The organism is Stenotrophomonas sp. LC732, from assembly GCF_052446685.1.
Taxonomy (GTDB): Bacteria; Pseudomonadota; Gammaproteobacteria; order Xanthomonadales; family Xanthomonadaceae; genus Stenotrophomonas; species Stenotrophomonas muris.
The window spans coordinates 1,229,744-1,247,436 of record NZ_CP199214.1 but is presented as its reverse complement, the minus strand read 5'-3'; the positions used below and the strand labels follow the sequence as shown (position 1 = coordinate 1,247,436).

Genomic DNA, 17,693 nt, shown 5'->3' with positions numbered 1-17,693 from the left:
ATGCCGGCGAAAGGCGTGCCGACCAACGGTCGGCACCCAGCGTCGCAGGTTCACGCCAGCAGCCGCTCCACCAGCCGCTGGTACAGCCCGGGCAATGCCTCCAGATCGGCCACGCGCACGTTCTCGTCCACCTGGTGGATGCTGGCGTTGACCGGCCCCACTTCGATGCACTGCGCGCCCAAGGGCGCGATGAAGCGGGCATCGGAGGTGCCGCCGCCGGTGCTTTCTTCCGGTGCACGGCCGATGTGCTCGGCCAGCACCGCACGCGCGGTGGCGCGCAGCGTGCCCTCCGGGGTGTAGAACGGCTCGCCGCTGCGGTGCCACTTCAGCGTGTACTGCAGGCCATGCCGTTCCAGCAGCGCGGTGATCTCCGCTTCCAGCTTCGATGCATCCCAGTGCGGGTTGTAGCGGATGTTGAAATCCACCTCGAGCTCGCCGGGAATCACGTTGTTGGCACCGGTACCGGCATGGATGTTGGAGACCTGCAGGCTGGTCGGCGGGAAACTCTCGTAGCCGTCATCCCAGCGCCGCGCACTCAGCTCGGCCAGGGCCGGCGCCGCCTGGTGGATCGGGTTGCGTGCCTTCTCCGGATACGCCACGTGGCCCTGCACGCCCTGCACGCGCAGCTTGGCCGACAGGCTGCCGCGACGCCCCACGCGCAGCAGGTCACCCAGCGTCGCAGTCGAGGACGGCTCGCCGGTGATGCACCAGTCGATGCGCTGGCCGCGTTCGGCGAACAGGCGTGCGACGTGGCGCACGCCATCGATGGCGTCGCCTTCCTCGTCGCTGGTCAGCAGCACCGCCAGCGTGCCGGGATGATCAGGATGCGCGGCAACGAACTGCTCGGCGGCCACCACGAACGCCGCCACGCTGCCCTTCATGTCGGCGGTGCCACGGCCGTACAGCACGCCGTCACGGATCTGCGGCATGAACGGGTCGCTGGCCCAGGCCTCACGCGGGCCCGTCGGCACCACGTCGGTATGGCCCAGCAGCACCAGTACCGGCGCGCCCTGGCCGTGGGTCGCCCACAGGTTGTCGACCTCACCCAGCCGCAGGTGATCGCACTGGAACCCGGCCTGCTTCAGGCGTGCCGCCAGCAGCGCCTGGCAACCGGCATCATCGGGCGTCACCGAGGGCCGCGCGATCAGCTCGCAGGTCAGGTCGAGCACCGCGCTCATGCGTCACCCACGCCGAAGCGGGCCTTGAAGCCGTTGTCGCTGAAGCCCTGGCTGACCGTGCCATCGGCCGTGACCACCAGCGGGCGCTTGATCAGCTGCGGGTACTCGCGCAGCAGCAGCTTCCATTCGGCCTCGGAATCGGCGGCCTTGCGGTTGTCCGGCAGCTGCCGCCAGGTGGTGGAGGACCTGTTGACCATCGCGGCCAGGCCACCCAGCTGCGCGGCCCACGCCAGCAGCATTTCCGGGCTGGGTTTGTTGTCGCGGTAGTCGACGAAGGTGTACGGCACGCCGAAGCGGTCCAGCCACCTGGTCGCCTTCTTGCAGGTATCGCAGTTCTTCAAACCGTAGACAGTGGTGCTCATGGCCATCTGTGATGCTGGAAAACAGAGGGCCAGAATCTCACAACAGGCGCTCGGACACGACCCGGAAAGGTACTCTTGGCAGCTGGAAGGCCAGCCCCTCGTGCAGCGCCACGCCCATCGCCTGCAGGCGCGGGCACTGCTGTTCGCCTTCCAGCTGCAGCGGTTGCAGCTGCGCGATGTCCACCGGCAGAGCAATGCGGGTGCTGGCCCAGCGCTGGTCGCAGGTGCGGGCGATGGCCTCGTCCTGGCAGGTCAGCAAGCGCAGCAGGGCCTGGTAGCCGCCGAAGGCCGCCGCCCACCCGGCATCGTCCCAGCCCGCAGCGCCCTGCCACTGCAGGTGCAGCGCCGGCGCACTGCCCTGCCCGCCCTCGATCAGGGTGTACCCACCGCCATCGGCGCGCACCACGTGCGCGAAGCGCACCGACAGATGCGGCTGCATGGCATCGCTGAAAGCGCGCGCGCCGGCGACGAAAGCCAGCTGGTCCATCACGTTGCGATCAAACAGCACCACCGGCGTCCCGTCCCGATCGTCGTCACGACGCAGGTACCAGCGCCAGTTGCTCTGCCTGGGAGACGGCATCAGCGAGCGCAGCGGCCCGGCCAGCGCGGGCCCGAAGTGGCCGTGCCGGTAGCTGAGGATGGTGTAGGGCGTGCGTCCGGCATGGACCACGTAGTGATGGCCTGGTGGTGGCATCGGCGCTTGGCGTACGTCGACCCACCAGCTCACGTAGACCACGTCGCGCACATCGCTTAGCAGCGCCGGCATCGGCCAGCGCCGCGACAGCGCGCGGCGCAGCCGGGTCCAGCGTGGAGCGTGCAGCAGGCGCGGCAGCATCCGCCCGAACAGGGTGTCGGACGGATGCTGGTAGATCGCGGACTGCGCCAGATCCTCCGGCGCCGTCATCTTCAGTCAGCCAGGCCGCGCAGCAGGTCGTTGACGCTGGTCTTGCTGCGGGTCTTGGCATCAACCTGCTTGACGATCACCGCGCAATACAGCGAATGGGTACCGTCCTTGCTCGGCAGCGAGCCGGACACCACCACGCTGTACGGCGGAATGTAGCCGTAGGTGACCTCGCCGGTGGCACGGTTGTAGATGCGGGTGCTCTGGCTGAGGAACACGCCCATGCCGATCACGCTGTGGTGGCCGACCACCACGCCTTCCACCACTTCCGAACGCGCACCGATGAAGCAGTGGTCCTCGATGATGGTCGGGCTGGCCTGCAGCGGCTCCAGCACGCCACCGATGCCGGCGCCGCCGGACAGATGGCAGTGCTGGCCGATCTGCGCGCAGGAACCGACGGTGGCCCAGGTGTCGACCATGGTGCCTTCGCCGACATGGGCGCCGATGTTGGTGAAGCTCGGCATCAGCACCACGTCCTTGCCGAAGTAGGTACCGCGGCGGGCGATCGCGCCCGGCACCACGCGCACGCCACCACGGCGGAACTTCGCTTCGTCATAGCCGGCGAAGCGCGATTCGACCTTGTCCCAGAACGGCGCCGGGCGTGCATCGACCACCGCCATGTCGTTGACGCGGAAATACAGCAGCACGGCTTTCTTCAGCCACTCATTGACCTTCCAGCCGCCCTGGCCGTCCGGCTCGGCGACGCGGAACTCACCGCTCTCCAGGCCGTCGATCACGCGGTTGACCAGCGGCTTGGTCGACCCTTCCAGCTCGTGCAGGGTCAAGGTGGCGCGGCGCTCGAAGGCGCTCTCGATGCCGAACTTGAGTTCTTCCACGCCTGGTGCCGACGGCTTGCGCAGCGACTTGCGGGCGATGGTTTCGGCGCGGACGGCTTCGGCGCTCCTGGCCGGGGCCGGCTTCTTCACAGCACGCTTCACTGCAGCCGTTTTCTTCGCCGGGGCCTTCACCGCAGCGGCCTTCTTCGGCGCAGGGGTCTTCTTCGCGGCCGGTGCGGCAGCAGCGGGTTTCCGGGCCGCTGCGCTCTTGGGGGTCGCGGCGGTCTTCTTGGCGGGCTTGGTGGCCATCAGGCGGGGTCTCCGGCGTTTCGATCAGGGTCCAGGCAGGCCAGCATCGCGTCATGCAGCTGCTGCCGGGCAGGTTCAGTCAGGGGGAGGTCGTGTTCGTCACTGATCACGAAGGTGTCTTCGGCGCGTTCGCCGAACGTGGCAATGCGCGCATCATGCACGCGCAGGCCCTGGTTGCGCAGCACGAACGCCACATCGGCCAGCAGGCCGGGACGGTCGGGGGCGACCAGGGCAAAACGGGTTGCGCCCGGTTCATCGCGGAACTCGATGCGCGGGGCGAAGCGGAAGTGCCGCAGCTGCCGCGGTACCACCCGGCGCGACGGCCGCAGGCGCGACAGGTCACCGCTGAGTGCCTCGCGCAGTGCCGCTTCCAGGTTGGCACTGCTGCCATCGGCAAAGGTGTCGGCCGGGTTCACTTCGAAGGTATCGAAGATGGTGTCGGCCGGACCGTCCAGCACGCGCGCGCGATGGATGCCGTAGCCCTTGCGGTCCAGGGTCATCACGATCGCGGCAAACAGGCCATCACGGTCGGGCGAGTGCACGAACACTTCCAGCGCCGGGTCGTCGACGCTGATCCGGCGCACCTTCACCAGCGCCTGGCCCTGCTTCACCGGCACCAGTGCGGCGGCCTGCCAGGCCAGCTGCTCGGGGCGCAGGCGGATGAAGCCCTCATCCGGCATCACCGCGAACTGGCGGTCGATGGTGGCATCGTCGTAACCCTGCTCGCGCACCAGTGCGCGCACACTGTCACGTGCCTCGGCCACGCGCTCGGCGGCCGGTACCGGGTGCTCCAGCCCCTCGCGCAGCGCGCGCCGGGTGGCAAAGTACAGATCGGCCAGCAGGCGGTCCTTCCAGGCATTCCACAGTTTCGGGCTGGTGCCGGCGATGTCGGCACAGGTCAGCAGGTACAGGTAATCCAGGCGGTCGCGGCTGCCGACCAGGGTGGCGAAGCGATGGATCACCACCGGATCGGCGATGTCCTGCTTCTGCGCGGTCACCGACATGCGCAGGTGCTGTTCGACCAGCCATGCCACCAACTCGGTATCGGTGCCACTGAGCGCATGCGCCTGGCAGAACGCGCGCGCGTCCACCGCGCCCAGCTCCGAGTGGTCGCCGCCGCGGCCCTTGGCGATGTCATGGAACAGGCCGGCCAGCAGCAGCAGTTCCGGCTTGCGCAGGCGCGGCCACACTTCGTGCGCGATCGAGAAGCGCTCGTCGGCGCGGCTGCTGGCGAACTGGCCGATGTTGCGCAGGACCATCAGCGTGTGCTGGTCGACCGTATAGACATGAAACAGGTCGAACTGCATGCGCCCGCTGACCTGGGCAAACGCGGGAATCCACTGGCCAAGCACGCCCAGCCGCGCCATGCGCGAAAGCGTATCGACCGGACGCTGGCCGCGCAGCAGGGCCAGGAACTGCTCGCGTGCATCGGCATCGGCCTGGTCATAGGCCGGCAGCAGCGGCAGCGACTCGGCCAGTGCACGCGCAGTGAGCGAATGCAGGCCGCGTACCTGCGGGTTGTTGGCCCAGCTGGAAAACAGGGCGAACACCTGTCCGATGTCGCCGCGTGGCCAGTCGGCCTCGTTGGCGGCCAGGTAACCACGGCGCAGGGAAAAACCCACGGTCAGCGGCTCCGGCTGGGCCTCGCCGTCGAACTGTTCCTCGAAGCGCTGCAGCAGCCGGTCGCTGATCCGGCGCACCACCAGCGCGGCGCGGTAGAAGCCCTGCATCATCTTCTCGACGCCGAGGTTCTCGGCATCGTCTTCGAAGCCCAGCCGCGCGGCCAGGGTCTTCTGGTAATCGAAACGCAGGCGCTCTTCCGGACGGCGCGCGACCAGGTGCAGGCCGAAGCGCAACCGCGCCAGCACTGCACGTTCGCGCTTTAACGCCGCGGCTTCGTCGGCGCCCAGGTGGCCGAGCCCGACCAGGGCCTCCAGGTCGCGCACGCCGAAGGCACGCAACGCCATCCAGCCCAGCGTATTGAGATCACGCAGGCCGCCGGGGCCATCCTTCAGGTCCGGCTCCAGGTTGTCGGCGGTATCGCCGAAGCGCTGGTGGCGGTTGCGCAGCTCTTCCAGCTTGGCCAGGAAGAAGGCGCGTGCCGGCCACAGTTCGCGGTCGTCGATCGCCTCGCGCAGCGCGCGGCGCGCAGCATCATCGGTCAGGATCGGGCGCGCCTCGATCAACGCGGTCAGCACGGTCTGGTCAGCCGCCGCCTCCCGGCACTGCAATGCAGAACGCACCGCATGGCTGACAGCCAATCCGCAGTCCCACAGCAGCGCGAACAGGCGCGCCAATGCCGCCTCGTGCGCCAGTTGTGCCGGCGGATCGCCGAACACCAGCAGGTCGATGTCCGAACGCGGGAACAGTTCACCGCGGCCATAGCCGCCGACCGCGAACAGCGACAGGCCGCTGTCGGCCGGCAGGCAGCGCTGCCAGGCCAGGCGGATCAGATGGTCGGCAGCGCGCGCGCGCAACGCCAGCAGGCGCTCGATGTTGTCGCCCTGGTCGAAGCGGCGGTACAGGCGCGCGTCGGCCTGCTGCAGCGCCTGGCGCGCGGCAGCAGCCCAATCCGGGTCGTTGAGCGACGCGGCCGGCGTGTCCAGCAGCGAACTCGCCGGCAGCATCTTCAGGAAACCTGCGACTCGCCTGGCGACAGGGTCAGCACGTCCACGCCGGTCTCGGTGACCGCGATCATGTGCTCCCACTGCGCCGACAGCTTGCGGTCCTTGGTCACCACGGTCCAGCCATCCGGCAGCACCTTGTTGTAGCGGGTGCCCTCGTTGATCATCGGCTCGATGGTGAAGGTCATGCCGGGCTGCAGCACCAGGCCCTGGCCCGGGCGGCCGTAATGCACCACCTGCGGCTCGTCGTGGTAGACCTTGCCGATGCCGTGGCCGCAGTACTCGCGCACCACGCTGAAACGCTCGCCTTCGGCGTAGCTCTGGATGGCATGGCCGATGTCGCCCAGGGTGGCGCCCGGACGCACCGCACGGATGCCGCGCCACATCGCTTCGTAAGTGGTTTCCACCAGGCGGCGGGCCATCACCGACGGGGTGCCGACGAAGTACATGCGGCTGGTGTCGCCGTGCCAGCCGTCCTTGATGACGGTGACGTCGATATTGATGATGTCGCCATCCTTGAGCACCTTCCCTTCACTGGGGATGCCGTGGCAGATGACATTGTTGACCGAGGTGCACACGGTCTTCGGGAAGCCGCGGTAGCCGACGTTGGCCGGAATGGCACCCTGCACGTTCACGATGTGGTCGTGGCAGATGCGGTCCAGTTCCTCGGTGGTGACACCGGGCTTGACGTGGGGGGTGACGATGTCGAGCACTTCGCTGGCCAGGCGGCCGGCGATGCGCATCATCTCGATTTCCTGCGGGGTTTTCAGATTCACGCTCATGGCACCCATTATCGCCGATCCGGCCGCAATCTGAACGAACGCCGCCCAACTGGCGATCCGGGCCATGCACGATTCCGGCAAGGAAAGTGAAAGCGTGATGGCCTCCACTCTTGCGCCTGCCTATTTATCACGGATTACAGACACTTACGCCTCCTAAGCTGGACCCACTGTCGTCAAAGCGGCGCCGAACGTGCCGTCTTCGCCTTGTTCAACGGACCTTCGGGTCAGGGAGGTTGTCCATGCGATCCCCAGTTCGATCCCCGCTGACATGGGTCATGGCCGGGCTGCTGCTTTCCAGCCCGGCGCTGGCCGCCGACACCACCACCTTCAACGTCACCCTGGTGGTCACCAAGGCCTGCACCATCACGGCGGCGGCCGCCACCAACGTCGACTTCGGCACGGCGGCCTCGACCACCGCCACGCCCACCCTGGGCCAGGGTACGGTGACCGCGCAGTGCTCGGCACTGACGCCCTACACGATTGCGCTGAACGCGGGCGCCAACGCCGGCACCGCCAACGACGTCACCACCCGGCGCATGAAGAACACCAATGCCGCGGTGACCGCCAACAACTATGTCGGCTACCAGCTCTACCAGGATGCCGCACATACCCTGGTCTGGGGCGCCACAACCGGCACCAATACCCAGGCCGGCATCGGCACTGGCCTGGCCGTGCCCTACATCGTCTATGGCCAGATCCTGAACCTGAGCACCAACAACCCGGCCACCGGTAACTACCTGGATACGGTTACCGCCACGATCACCTATTGATGGAGCACGCCCGCATGGCCGGACCCCGCCCGTGGCGCGCCACCGGCGTGGCGCTGCTCGCCCTGTACCTGCTGGCCCCCGCCGGTGCCGGCGCCACCAGCCTGCAGGTCGCCCCGACCAGCCTGCAGCTGGAAGCCCGCCAGCGTGCCGGCGAGCTGTGGCTGACCAACAGCGGCACCTCACCGGTGACGCTGCAGGTGCGCGTGTTCCGCTGGGTGCAGCAGGACGGCCAGGAACAGCTGCTGCCCACCGATGAAGTGATGGCCACGCCGCCGATGCAGGAACTGGCCGCCGGCCAGCAGCAGCTGGTGCGGGTGATGCGTCCGGACAGCGAGCCACCGCCTGCACAGCGGCACTACCGGCTGATCGTGGACGAGGTACCCGACCTGGCCACCCGTGCCGAGGGCATGCAGTTCGTGCTGCGCTATTCGATCCCGGTATTCGTGCAGCCTTCGGCCGGCCGCCTGGCCCCACGGCTGCAGGCGCACCTGGTGAAACTGGCGGACGGCCGCAATGGCGTGGAAGTCGCCAATACGGGCGACAGCTACGCACAGATCGCCGATCTTGCGCTGGGCAGCGCCGCGCGCCCGCGCATTGTCCATCCCGGGCTGCTGGGCTACGTGCTGCCGGGCCAGGTGATGCGCTGGCCGATCGAACGCACGGCGATCGACCGCGACAACGACCAGATCACGGCCAAGCTCAATGGCGAGTCGGAACAGACGCCACTGTCGCCCCCACCGGCTCGCTGAGGCGTTGATGGGCGCGCTGTTGGCGGCCCTGGCTCCCGCGGCGACCGAGGCCGCCGATGTGTCCGGCGTGGCGGCCGTTGATGTATCCGGCGTGTCGGCCGATGCCATCCTGCCTCCCCCGACCCCGCTGACCGCCAGCCAGGCGCTGTACCTGGATGTGTCGCTCAACAGCACCCCGCGCGGCCTGCTGCCATTCACCGAGAACCGCGGCCGGCTGCAGGCCAGCCCCGAAGTGCTGCGCCAGCTTGGCTTCAACGCCAGCGGCGATGCGCCGGTCTACCTGGACCAGATCAGCGGTGCGGTGGTGCGCTATGACGCGCACATGCAGACCCTGGCACTGGACGTGCCGCTGGACCAGCTCATCCTGCCCACCACCGTGCTCAGCCGCCCGCAGACGCGCGCGCCTACCGGCAACGCCTCGCCCGGCGCGCTGCTCAACTACGACGTCTACGGCAGCCGGGTGGACACGCTCGGCAACCTCAGCCTGAGCGCGGAGCTGCGGGTGTTCGGTATCGGCAACGGCACCTTCGAAAACACCGCCATCAGCCGCCGCTACCAGCAACCCGGCGACCGCCATTGGCGCGGCGAGAGCGTGCGCCTGGACACACGCTGGAGCCTGGATTTCCCGGACAGTGCAACCACGCTGGAGGTCGGTGACTTCTACAGCGGCTTCGTCGACTGGACCCGCCCGGTGCGCCTGGGCGGCCTGCAGATCGGCCGCAACTACGGCCTGCAGCCCTACCGCGTGCTCACGCCCACGCCGAGCTTCCTCGGCCAGGCGGTGGTGCCCTCCACGGTCGAGCTGTATGTCGATGGCCTGCGCCAGTACAGCGGCCAGGTGCCGGTCGGGCCCTTCCAGCTGGCGGCGCAGCCCGGCATCAGCGGCACCGGTAACGCGCAGGTGGTGGTAACCGATGCCTTCGGCCGCATGCAGACGCTGGATTTCAGTTTCTATGGCACCCAGCAGCTCCTGGCCAAGGGCCTTTCGGACTGGTCGGCCGGCGTCGGCCACCTGCGCGAGGACTTCGGCCAGCGCTCCTTCGCCTACGACGATCGCACCGTGGCCAGTGCCAGCTGGCGCGGAGGCATCAGCGATACCTTCACTGGCGAGGCGCATGCCGAAGGCGGCGGCGGCCTGGCCCAGGCCGGTGTCGGTGGCTGGTGGCTGCTCGGCGCCGCTGGCGTGTTCAATGCCGCCTATGCGCACAGCGGCTACCACGGCCTGCAGGGTGGGCAATGGGCGCTGGGCTACAGCTGGAACAACCGCCGCTTCAACGTCAACCTGCGCAGCGTGCGCAGCCACGGCGACTACCGCGACCTGGGTGCGCTGCAGGGCAACCTGCCGCCGAGCATCAGCGAGCAGGCCACGCTGGGCCTGGACCTGCTGCGGCTGGGCACGCTCAGCGCCAGCTATCTGCGCCTGCGCTACCCGGATGGAGACGACAACCGCTATGCCAGCCTGTTCTGGTCACGTACCTGGAGCCAGCGCTGGTCGGCCTATCTTTCGGTAAACCAGAACCTGGACCGCAGCGACGACCGCAGCATCTACCTGTCGGTGACTGCCAGCCTGGGCAACAACCGCCAGGCCAGCCTTTCGAGCCAGCGCAACGGCGACAGCCAGAGCTGGGTGGCGGACGTGACCCAGCCAGTGCCGGGCGATGGCAGCGCCGGCGGCGTCGGCTGGCGCGCGCAGCTGCGCCACGGCGAGGACGGCAACGGCGGCCTGGCCGAGGTCGGCATCCTCAACGATGTCGGTCGCTACTCGTTCGGCGCCTCGCGCCAGGGTGGACTCAACTATGCCTACGCCAGCGCCAGCGGCAGCCTGGTGTGGATGGGCGGGCACACCTTCGCCACGCGCGAGGTGTCCGATGCGTTCGCGGTGATCAGCACCAATGGGGTGGGCGGCGTCCCGGTGCGGCTGGAGAACCGCCTGATCGGCGTCACCGATGATCGCGGCCTGCTGCTGGTCAGTCCGTTGCTGTCCTGGCAGCGCAACCGGGTCTCGATCGACACCCTGGACCTGCCCGAAGACATGCGCGCCGACCGCATCGAGGACTGGGTGACCCCGCGCCAGCGCGCCGGCACCCGCGTGACCTTCCAGCTGCGCTCGCGGCCGTCACTGAGCCTGACCCTGCTGGCAATGGACGGCCAGCCTCTGGAGGTCGGCAGCGAGGTGCGGTTGCCCGATGGCCGCCAGGCCACGGTCGGCTACGACGGCCTGCTCTATCTGGAAGACGTTGCCGCCGGCAGCGTGCTGTACGTCACCACCAGCCGCGGCCCCTGCCGCGTGAAAGTGCCGGACCTGCCCAAGGTGGTGGCGTCCGGCGCACGGCCGAAGCCGGCGCCGCAGCAGTGCATACCGGAGGTGGCGCCATGAGGGTGCTGCTGCTCGTCCTGCTGCTCTGGGCCGGCCTGCTGGCAGCGGCGCCCGCCGGTGCCACCGCGGTCTGCACGGCGGTCGCCAATCCGACCCTGCCGTTCGGCAACATCAACAGCAATGCACCCGGCCCGAGTACGGCCAACCTCAACATCACGGTGACCTGCACCACCGCCGCGCTGAGCCTGCTGGCCACCACCGGCGTGCGCGTCTGCGTGGGCATCGGCGCAGGCAGTGGCGGCGGCAGCAGTTCCACCTTCCGCACGATGGCCACCTCCAGCAGTGACACCCTGAATTTCCAGCTGTACAACAACGCCAGCTTCGGCCAGGTCACCGGACTGGTGCCGCGCGGCACGCCACCTGCGCAGGAACTGACCATGACCTACAACGTGCCGCTGGTGACGGGCGGCAGCGGTGCGCAGTCCATACAGCTGTTCGGGCAGATCCCGGCCAACCAGATCCTGGCCTCCGGCGCGTACAGCAGCACCTTCAGCGGGGCCAACGTGGTCCTGACCTGGGCCTGGAACGAAGTCCTGCTCGGTACCGCCACCGTGCCCGCCACCTGCAATGGCGGCGCCACCGGCACCAACAGCGCCAGTGCAGCCTTCAGCTTCACCGCCACCGCCAACGTGCTGCCGCAATGTGGCAGCTACGTCACCACCACCATGGACTTCGGCAACGTCACCGGCGGCATTCCGGCCAACATCGACCGGACCGCCACCCTCACCCTGACCTGCCTGAAGAACACTGCCTTCCAGGTCGGCCTCAACAACGGCCAGAACAATCCCACCGCCACCACCACCCGGCGCATGGCCACCACCCTCGGCGGAAGCACCTATTACCTCGCCTACGAGCTCTACCGGGACGCGGCGCGGAGCCTGCGCTGGGGCAATACCCTGACCGTCGACACGGCCAGCGGCACCGGTACCGGCAGCGCGCAGCAATTGACCATCTATGGCCGGGTGCCACCGGTCAGCGGCCAGCCGCCGGCCGGCACCTACAACGACCTGGTGACGGTGACGATCACCTACTGACCGGCGTGCCGACCAACGGTCGGCACCCACCGGACGAAGGCCGTGCCGAGCGCCGGCTCGGCGCTACAGTTCCGGCACATCCCGCCGATACCGCGCAGCAAGTCTTTCAGCATGGTGGATGGCAGGTGGTTCGCACATTCCTGATCGGGGCAATGCTGGTCGCCAGCCTGCCGGCATGGGCCGAACCCAGCAGCCCCCTGCAGATCCGGCTGACCGTGGTTGAATCCTGCAGCGACGATGGCGGCGGCATCCGCTGCCCGGCACCGCACCAGCGCAGTGACGCACCCCAAGCGCCGCGCCAGGTCCGCGAGCTCGCACCACCGGCGACGGACGGGAACGCAACACCCTCCGTGACCCTCATCTACTGATGCGCGCGTTGCTGATCCTGCTGGCACTGCTGCTGGCACTGCCTGCCGCAGCGCTGGAGCTGTTGCCGACCACCCTGCAGCTGCCGGCACAGGGCGGCAGCGCCGAACTGTGGTTGCACAACCCCGGGCCCGGCCGCTGGCAGGGCCAGGTGCAGGTGCTGGCGTGGGATCAGCAGCTGGACGCCGAACGACTGCACCCCAGCGACCAGATCCGGGTCAGCCCGGCGCGGCTGGACCTGGCCCCCGGCAGCACCCAGCGCGTCTGGCTGTTGCCGGGCGATCCGGCAGCGGCGGCCGCTGAACAGGCCTATCGGGTCGTACTGGCACCGACGTTGCCGGGGTTGCCGCGCTATTCGCTGCCGCTTTTCCGCGGGCCAGCGGGGCCAGCACTGCAGGCCCGGCTGCTGGGCCGCGTCGAGGCCCACGGGTCTCTGGCCGTACTGCGACTCAGCAATGCCGGTACCCTGCACGGCCGCCTGCACGATCTGCGCTTCATCACGGCGGACGGCCAGGCAACGCTGCTGACGGCTGGCCTGGCCGGCTACATTCTGGCGGGCCATGAACGCCGCTGGCCCCTGCCTGCCCGCGCCGATGGCTATGCAGGCGGCCGCTTCCAGGCACGCCTGCAGGACGGCCGCGAGGTCGATCTGGCCGTAACTGACCCTGCAATTGCAGCAAGCGCCCCCAGCGGGCTATAATCGACCGGATTCCTGCCGCCAGCGTGCGCGCGAACCCGTCCACACCGGACGTCACCGGTGAATCCACACCTGCTGCCCCCATCCGTGCCGGGGTGCTCCGCAAGGAGTTCGGCCACGGAGGCAACAGGGAAGCCCAACCCCGGAACCGATCGCGCTTCCACGCGTCCCGCATACCTATCCCCGCGGGCGGAATCGCTGGTTCCATATCAGGAGTATTGCAATGCCCCAGGTCACCATGCGTCAGATGCTGGAAGCCGGCGTCCACTTCGGCCACCAGACCCGCTACTGGAACCCGAAGATGGCTCCGTACATCTTCGGCGCCCGCGGCAAGATCCACATCATCAACCTGGAAAAGACCGTCCCGCTGTTCAACGATGCGATGAACTTCATCTCGTCGGTTGCCCAGAAGCGCGGCACCGTCCTGTTCCTGGGCACCAAGCGCAGCGCCCGCGAAACCATCAAGGAAGAAGCCGAGCGTTGCGGCATGCCGTTCATGAACCAGCGTTGGCTGGGCGGCACCCTGACCAACTTCCGTACCGTCAAGCAGTCGGTTGCCCGCCTGAAGGAACTGGAAGCCGGTGAAACCGACGGCACCTTCGAGAAGCTGGTCAAGCACGAAGTGCTGGGCCTGCGTCGCGAGCGCGACAAGCTGGAAGCCTCGCTGGGCGGCATCAAGGACATGAACCGCCTGCCGGACGCCATCTTCGTGATCGACATCGGCCACGAAGACATCGCGATCAAGGAAGCCAAGAAGCTGGGCATCCCGGTCATCGCCGTGGTCGACACCAACTACAACCCGGAACTGGTTGATTACGCCATCCCGGGCAACGACGACGCCATCCGCGCTGTGCAGCTGTACGCCCGCGCCGCTGCCGACGCCGTGCTGGAAGGCAAGGCGGCTGCCCCGCACGCCGCTTCGGTGCGCGAGGAAGAATTCGCTGAAGCCGCTGCTGAAGGCGAAGAGAAGCCGGCCCGCCGCGCTCCGGCCAAGAAGGCTGCCAAGAAGGGCGACGACGCCCAGGCCTGATCCAGGCCCCGGGTGGACGCCCGGCGTCCACCCTCCCTGCACGCAGCCATCGGCGCGTGACAGGACCGTGTCACACGGGCCGGCCACCATGCCGGCCCAACCCCTTTCTTTCGTGAGGTAATCCCGTGGAAATCACTGCTTCCCTGGTCAAGGAACTGCGCGAGCGCACCGGCGCCGGCATGATGGAATGCAAGAAGGCGCTTACCGAAGCCAACGGCGACATCAACGCCGCTGCTGAAGCCATGCGCAAGTCCGGCGCCGCCAAGGCCGACAAGAAGGCTGACCGCGTGGCCGCCGAAGGCCGCCTGGGCCTGGCCCAGGACGGCGGCAAGGCCGTGCTGGTCGAAGTCAACTCGGAAACCGACTTCGTCGCCAACGATGACAACTTCAAGTCCTTCGTCAACGCCGTCGCCGCTGCTGCCCTGGCATCGGGCGCCAACGACGTCGAAGCCGTGAAGGCCGCCACTCTGGCCGACGGCCGTACCGTCGAGGAAGCCCGCGCCACCGCCGTGCAGACTCTGGGTGAGAACATCCAGATCCGCCGCATGGTCAAGGTCGACACCACCGGCAACATCGGCGCCTACGTCCACACCAACGGCAAGGTCGGCGTGCTGGTCGACCTGATCGGCGGCGACGTCGAGCTGGCCCGTGGCCTGGCCATGCACGTGGCCGCGCTGAAGCCGCCGCACAACAAGGCTGCGGACGTCCCGGCCGAGTTCGTCGAGAAGGAAAAGGAAATCGAGCTGGCCAAGATGACCGATAAGGACAAGGCCAAGCCGGCCGACATCCTGGAAAAGATCATCAGCGGCAAGATCAACAAGATCGTCAGCGACGTGACCCTGTACGGCCAGACCTACGTGCTGGGCGACACCACCGTCGAGCAGGTGGTCAAGGCCGCCGGCGCCGACGTGGCAGGCTTCAAGCTGCTGATCGTCGGCGAAGGCATCGAGAAGGTGGTGGAAGACTACGCCGCCGAAGTTGCCAAGGCGATGCAGGTCTGATTCCAGCCTTCCGGCTGTGAAGCGACCAGAAGGAGCCGCGGGAAACCGCGGCTCTTTTTTTATGCATGGGCCCAGGGATCAACCCATGGCCCACCGGTGGGTGCGCATCGTTGGTGCGCACAACCGGCACCTTTGCGTTGCGCGCGAATCAAGCCGATACTCGGCGCAGGGAATCCACAGTCATTTAGCAGGAACGAAAATCGCGGACTGTGATGCATTCCTAGGTATTCTTGTCCTAATGGAATTGAACGACCCGACATGCCTCCCGAGCTGACAGCTGCCCTGGCGCTCTGCCGCAACCTGCCTTCGCCACCCGGTATTGCCCTGCGCATCATCGAACTGGCCCAGGACCCGGAAGCGGACATCGCCACCGCTGCCGACATCATCGCCATCGACATGGCGCTGAGCGCTCGCATGCTGCGCATCGCCAATTCGCCGCTGTACGCCAGCCGCCGCCGGATCGAGAACCTCGGCCAGGCGCTGACCATGCTGGGCCTGAACGCCACGATCAGCCTCGCCCTCGGCTTCACTGTCACCCAGGGCCTGACCGGCGGCACCGGCGCCGACCACGACCTGCGCCAGCGCGCGTGGAAGCGCAGCATCCTCAGCGCCCTGGCTGCCAGCCAGCTGGGCCAGGCGCGCGGCCTGCGCCGGCTGGAAGAACTGATGCTGGCCGGCCTGCTGCAGGACCTGGGCGTACTGTGCCTGGCCCAGGCCGAGTCGGAGCGCTACCTGCCGCTGCTGCGCGAGGCACGCGACAACATCGACCTGGTCGCCCGCGAACGCGAGGAACTGGGCTGCAGCCATGCCGAGGTCGGCGCGTGGGTGGCCGAGCAATGGGGCCTGCCCCGCTACCTGGTGGAGAGCATCAGCCACAGCGAGGACGAGGACGCCGCCGAATCGCCGTTCCAGGCCTGCGTGCAGCTGTCCGGCGCGGTGGCCGACATCTGGCTGGACAGCGACGCCGACGCCGCGCGTGAGCGCGCCCTGCAGCAGGTGCACGACCGCCTGGAGCTGGACAGCGCGCGCTTCGACCAGGTCCTCGCCCGCATCAGTGAAGCCCTGCCCGACATCGCCAGCCTGTTTGATGCCGGCCTCAATTCCCCGGCGCGGGTGCGCGAGCTGATCGATCACGCGCAGGAGCTGGCCACGCTGCGCAACCTGCGCGAACTGCAGGACGCCGACCAGGCACGACGCCGCGCCGACGAGTTCGAGGCGCGCGCCAAGCGCCTCGCCGACCAGGCCCATCGTGACGCGTTGACCGGCGTGCTCAACCGCCGCCAGCTGGAAGCGGTGCTGGAGCAGGAATTCCTGCGCGCCGGCCGCCAGGGCTGGCCGTTGTCGGTGGCCTTCATCGACCTGGACGACTTCAAGAAGATCAACGACGCCCACGGCCACCTGACCGGCGACGAGGTACTGCGCGCCTTCGCCGGCAAGCTGCAGGGCCAGCTGCGCAACAGTGACACCGTCGCCCGCTTCGGCGGCGAGGAATTCGTCGCGCTGCTGCCAAACACCAGCGAAAGCGTGGCCCTGGACGTGATCCGCCGGGTGCTGGCCAATATCGTCGCCACGCCGATGGCCGAGCTGGAGGGCGGGCCGCTGTTCGTCACCTTCTCCGCCGGCGTGGCCACCCAGGGTGGCTACGAGCGCTTCGCCGACGTGCAGGACCTGCTGCGCGCAGCCGACGACGTGCTGTACCGCTCCAAGAACCTGGGCCGCAACCGGGTGATCGCCCGCTCGCCAGGTGCCCTCGGCCATGACGAGCTGTCGGCCACCGCTGGCGCCGAGCTGGGCTGAACGGGAAGCCCCGTTTGACCGGGGCGAACGACCGGATTCTGCGCCGCAGTGCACAAAACACTTTGGCACGACGCCGCATGCGCGTAGAATCGCCCGCGATTTCCACGCACCCGAGGTCCTCATGTCCAAGCTCGCCTATCGCCGCATCCTTCTGAAACTGTCCGGGGAGGCGCTGATGGGAGACGAGGACTACGGCATCGACCCGAAGGTCATCAATCGCCTGGCCCGCGAGGTCATCGAAGCCCAGCAGGCCGGTGCCGAAGTGGCGCTGGTGATCGGCGGCGGCAACATCTTCCGCGGCGCCGGCCTGGCCGCCGGCGGCATGGACCGGGTCACCGGCGACCAGATGGGCATGCTGGCCACGGTCATCAACGCCCTGGCCATGCAGGATGCCCTCGAGAAGCTGGGCGCCAAGGCCCGCGTGATGAGCGCGATCAAGATCAACGACGTGTGCGAGGACTACATCCGCCGCCGCGCCATCCGCCACCTGGAAAAGGGCCGCCTGGTGATCTTCGCCGCCGGCGTCGGCAGCCCGTTCTTCACCACCGATTCCGGCGCCGCCCTGCGCGCGATCGAGATCGGCGCCGACCTGCTGCTGAAGGCCACCAAGGTCGATGGCGTGTACGACAAGGACCCGAACAAGCACAGCGATGCGGTCCGCTTCGACAGCCTGAGCTACGACGAAGTGATCCGCCGCGGCCTGGAAGTGATGGACACGGCGGCCTTCGCATTGGCCCGCGACAGCGACCTGCCGATGCGCGTGTTCGACATGGGCCAGCCGGGCGAGCTGCTGAAGATCCTCAACGGCGCGAACATCGGCACCCTGGTCCAGGGCCGCGACCCGGCCTGAGCCTGAGCGCAAAGCGGCGATCGGGCCGATTCAGGCCCGGCAGCGTCCCGTATTCGCCTATAATCGCCCGATTCCAGATACATCCAGGAC

16 protein-coding genes are annotated in these 17,693 nt (G+C 68.2%); 10 read left to right on the top strand and 6 right to left on the bottom strand.

From position 1 onward, the window contains the following. Nucleotides 1-50 precede the first annotated feature (50 nt). Genes dapE through map form a run of 6 tightly spaced genes read right to left on the bottom strand, consistent with a single transcriptional unit; the run spans nucleotide 51 to nucleotide 6,941 of the window. Entirely contained in the window at nucleotides 51-1,178 is a 1,128-nt protein-coding gene (dapE, locus tag ACT6SE_RS06010) for a succinyl-diaminopimelate desuccinylase (protein WP_046429730.1), read from the bottom strand. After that, the gene (locus tag ACT6SE_RS06005; protein WP_014646513.1) at nucleotides 1,175-1,546 is read right to left on the bottom strand and encodes an arsenate reductase; all 372 of its coding nucleotides are present in this window, start codon (nucleotides 1,544-1,546) and stop codon (nucleotides 1,175-1,177) included. Before ACT6SE_RS06005 ends, dapE begins: the two co-directional genes overlap by 4 nt. Before the next feature lie 31 nt (nucleotides 1,547-1,577). Beyond that, nucleotides 1,578-2,444 carry a hypothetical protein gene (locus ACT6SE_RS06000; protein WP_046429728.1) on the bottom strand — a complete coding sequence of 289 codons (867 nt, stop codon included), beginning with the start codon at nucleotides 2,442-2,444 and terminating at the stop codon, nucleotides 1,578-1,580. 2 nt (nucleotides 2,445-2,446) lie between these two features. Continuing rightward, a complete protein-coding gene (gene dapD / locus ACT6SE_RS05995) occupies nucleotides 2,447-3,526 on the bottom strand; it encodes a 2,3,4,5-tetrahydropyridine-2,6-dicarboxylate N-succinyltransferase (protein ID WP_014646511.1) in 1,080 nt (359 codons plus the stop codon). Next, nucleotides 3,526-6,153: a [protein-PII] uridylyltransferase gene (locus ACT6SE_RS05990; protein WP_046429726.1), complete on the bottom strand. Its 2,628-nt coding sequence runs from the start codon at nucleotides 6,151-6,153 to the stop codon at nucleotides 3,526-3,528. Before ACT6SE_RS05990 ends, dapD begins: the two co-directional genes overlap by 1 nt. A 2-nt stretch (nucleotides 6,154-6,155) precedes the next feature. Beyond that, nucleotides 6,156-6,941, bottom strand: coding sequence for a type I methionyl aminopeptidase (map, locus tag ACT6SE_RS05985; RefSeq protein ID WP_005412748.1), 786 nt, complete (start codon nucleotides 6,939-6,941; stop codon nucleotides 6,156-6,158). Nucleotides 6,942-7,171: 230 nt separating this feature from the next. On the opposite strand from map, the gene ACT6SE_RS05980 reads away from it, so the two are divergent. The 10 genes from ACT6SE_RS05980 to pyrH all read left to right on the top strand — a co-directional run bounded on the left by ACT6SE_RS05980 (nucleotide 7,172) and on the right by pyrH (nucleotide 17,603). Next, nucleotides 7,172-7,702, top strand: a complete 531-nt coding sequence (locus ACT6SE_RS05980) for a Csu type fimbrial protein (protein WP_032956855.1) — start codon at nucleotides 7,172-7,174, stop codon at nucleotides 7,700-7,702. Then, nucleotides 7,702-8,451: a fimbrial biogenesis chaperone gene (locus ACT6SE_RS05975; protein ID WP_049403820.1), complete on the top strand. Its 750-nt coding sequence runs from the start codon at nucleotides 7,702-7,704 to the stop codon at nucleotides 8,449-8,451. Before ACT6SE_RS05980 ends, ACT6SE_RS05975 begins: the two co-directional genes overlap by 1 nt. Before the next feature lie 7 nt (nucleotides 8,452-8,458). Next, nucleotides 8,459-10,828, top strand: coding sequence for a fimbria/pilus outer membrane usher protein (locus tag ACT6SE_RS05970; protein ID WP_046429724.1), 2,370 nt, complete (start codon nucleotides 8,459-8,461; stop codon nucleotides 10,826-10,828). Continuing rightward, the gene (locus ACT6SE_RS05965; RefSeq protein WP_046429722.1) at nucleotides 10,825-11,862 is read left to right on the top strand and encodes a Csu type fimbrial protein; all 1,038 of its coding nucleotides are present in this window, start codon (nucleotides 10,825-10,827) and stop codon (nucleotides 11,860-11,862) included. Before ACT6SE_RS05970 ends, ACT6SE_RS05965 begins: the two co-directional genes overlap by 4 nt. Before the next feature lie 152 nt (nucleotides 11,863-12,014). Beyond that, the gene (locus ACT6SE_RS05960) at nucleotides 12,015-12,230 is read left to right on the top strand and encodes a hypothetical protein (protein WP_032956850.1); all 216 of its coding nucleotides are present in this window, start codon (nucleotides 12,015-12,017) and stop codon (nucleotides 12,228-12,230) included. Next, the gene (locus ACT6SE_RS05955; protein ID WP_046429721.1) at nucleotides 12,230-12,928 is read left to right on the top strand and encodes a fimbrial biogenesis chaperone; all 699 of its coding nucleotides are present in this window, start codon (nucleotides 12,230-12,232) and stop codon (nucleotides 12,926-12,928) included. The genes ACT6SE_RS05960 and ACT6SE_RS05955 overlap by 1 nt, the downstream gene beginning before the upstream one ends. Before the next feature lie 220 nt (nucleotides 12,929-13,148). Further along, nucleotides 13,149-13,955, top strand: a complete 807-nt coding sequence (rpsB, locus tag ACT6SE_RS05950; protein WP_005408748.1) for a 30S ribosomal protein S2 — start codon at nucleotides 13,149-13,151, stop codon at nucleotides 13,953-13,955. A gap of 125 nt (nucleotides 13,956-14,080) precedes the next feature. Beyond that, nucleotides 14,081-14,956, top strand: a complete 876-nt coding sequence (gene tsf, locus ACT6SE_RS05945; protein ID WP_032956847.1) for a translation elongation factor Ts — start codon at nucleotides 14,081-14,083, stop codon at nucleotides 14,954-14,956. A 258-nt stretch (nucleotides 14,957-15,214) separates the two neighbouring features. Beyond that, nucleotides 15,215-16,753, top strand: coding sequence for a GGDEF domain-containing protein (locus ACT6SE_RS05940; protein ID WP_046429719.1), 1,539 nt, complete (start codon nucleotides 15,215-15,217; stop codon nucleotides 16,751-16,753). A 121-nt stretch (nucleotides 16,754-16,874) separates the two neighbouring features. Then, a complete protein-coding gene (pyrH, locus tag ACT6SE_RS05935; RefSeq protein ID WP_014646500.1) occupies nucleotides 16,875-17,603 on the top strand; it encodes a UMP kinase in 729 nt (242 codons plus the stop codon). Nucleotides 17,604-17,693: the final 90 nt, after the last annotated feature.

Excerpts from the sequence above, each read along its gene's own strand:
- ACT6SE_RS05990 (WP_046429726.1), bottom strand. The coding sequence starts at position 6,153 with ATGCTGCCGGCGAGTTCGCTGCTGGACACGCCGGCCGCGTCGCTCAAC.
- ACT6SE_RS05965 (WP_046429722.1), top strand. The coding sequence starts at position 10,825 with ATGAGGGTGCTGCTGCTCGTCCTGCTGCTCTGGGCCGGCCTGCTGGCA.
- ACT6SE_RS06000 (WP_046429728.1), bottom strand. The coding sequence starts at position 2,444 with ATGACGGCGCCGGAGGATCTGGCGCAGTCCGCGATCTACCAGCATCCG.
- dapE (WP_046429730.1), bottom strand. The coding sequence starts at position 1,178 with ATGAGCGCGGTGCTCGACCTGACCTGCGAGCTGATCGCGCGGCCCTCG.
- ACT6SE_RS06005 (WP_014646513.1), bottom strand. The coding sequence starts at position 1,546 with ATGGCCATGAGCACCACTGTCTACGGTTTGAAGAACTGCGATACCTGC.
- map (WP_005412748.1), bottom strand. The coding sequence starts at position 6,941 with ATGGGTGCCATGAGCGTGAATCTGAAAACCCCGCAGGAAATCGAGATG.
- ACT6SE_RS05980 (WP_032956855.1), top strand. The coding sequence starts at position 7,172 with ATGCGATCCCCAGTTCGATCCCCGCTGACATGGGTCATGGCCGGGCTG.
- ACT6SE_RS05970 (WP_046429724.1), top strand. The coding sequence starts at position 8,459 with ATGGGCGCGCTGTTGGCGGCCCTGGCTCCCGCGGCGACCGAGGCCGCC.
- rpsB (WP_005408748.1), top strand. The coding sequence starts at position 13,149 with ATGCCCCAGGTCACCATGCGTCAGATGCTGGAAGCCGGCGTCCACTTC.
- dapD (WP_014646511.1), bottom strand. The coding sequence starts at position 3,526 with ATGGCCACCAAGCCCGCCAAGAAGACCGCCGCGACCCCCAAGAGCGCA.
- ACT6SE_RS05960 (WP_032956850.1), top strand. The coding sequence starts at position 12,015 with ATGCTGGTCGCCAGCCTGCCGGCATGGGCCGAACCCAGCAGCCCCCTG.
- ACT6SE_RS05955 (WP_046429721.1), top strand. The coding sequence starts at position 12,230 with ATGCGCGCGTTGCTGATCCTGCTGGCACTGCTGCTGGCACTGCCTGCC.
- ACT6SE_RS05975 (WP_049403820.1), top strand. The coding sequence starts at position 7,702 with ATGGAGCACGCCCGCATGGCCGGACCCCGCCCGTGGCGCGCCACCGGC.
- pyrH (WP_014646500.1), top strand. The coding sequence starts at position 16,875 with ATGTCCAAGCTCGCCTATCGCCGCATCCTTCTGAAACTGTCCGGGGAG.
- ACT6SE_RS05940 (WP_046429719.1), top strand. The coding sequence starts at position 15,215 with ATGCCTCCCGAGCTGACAGCTGCCCTGGCGCTCTGCCGCAACCTGCCT.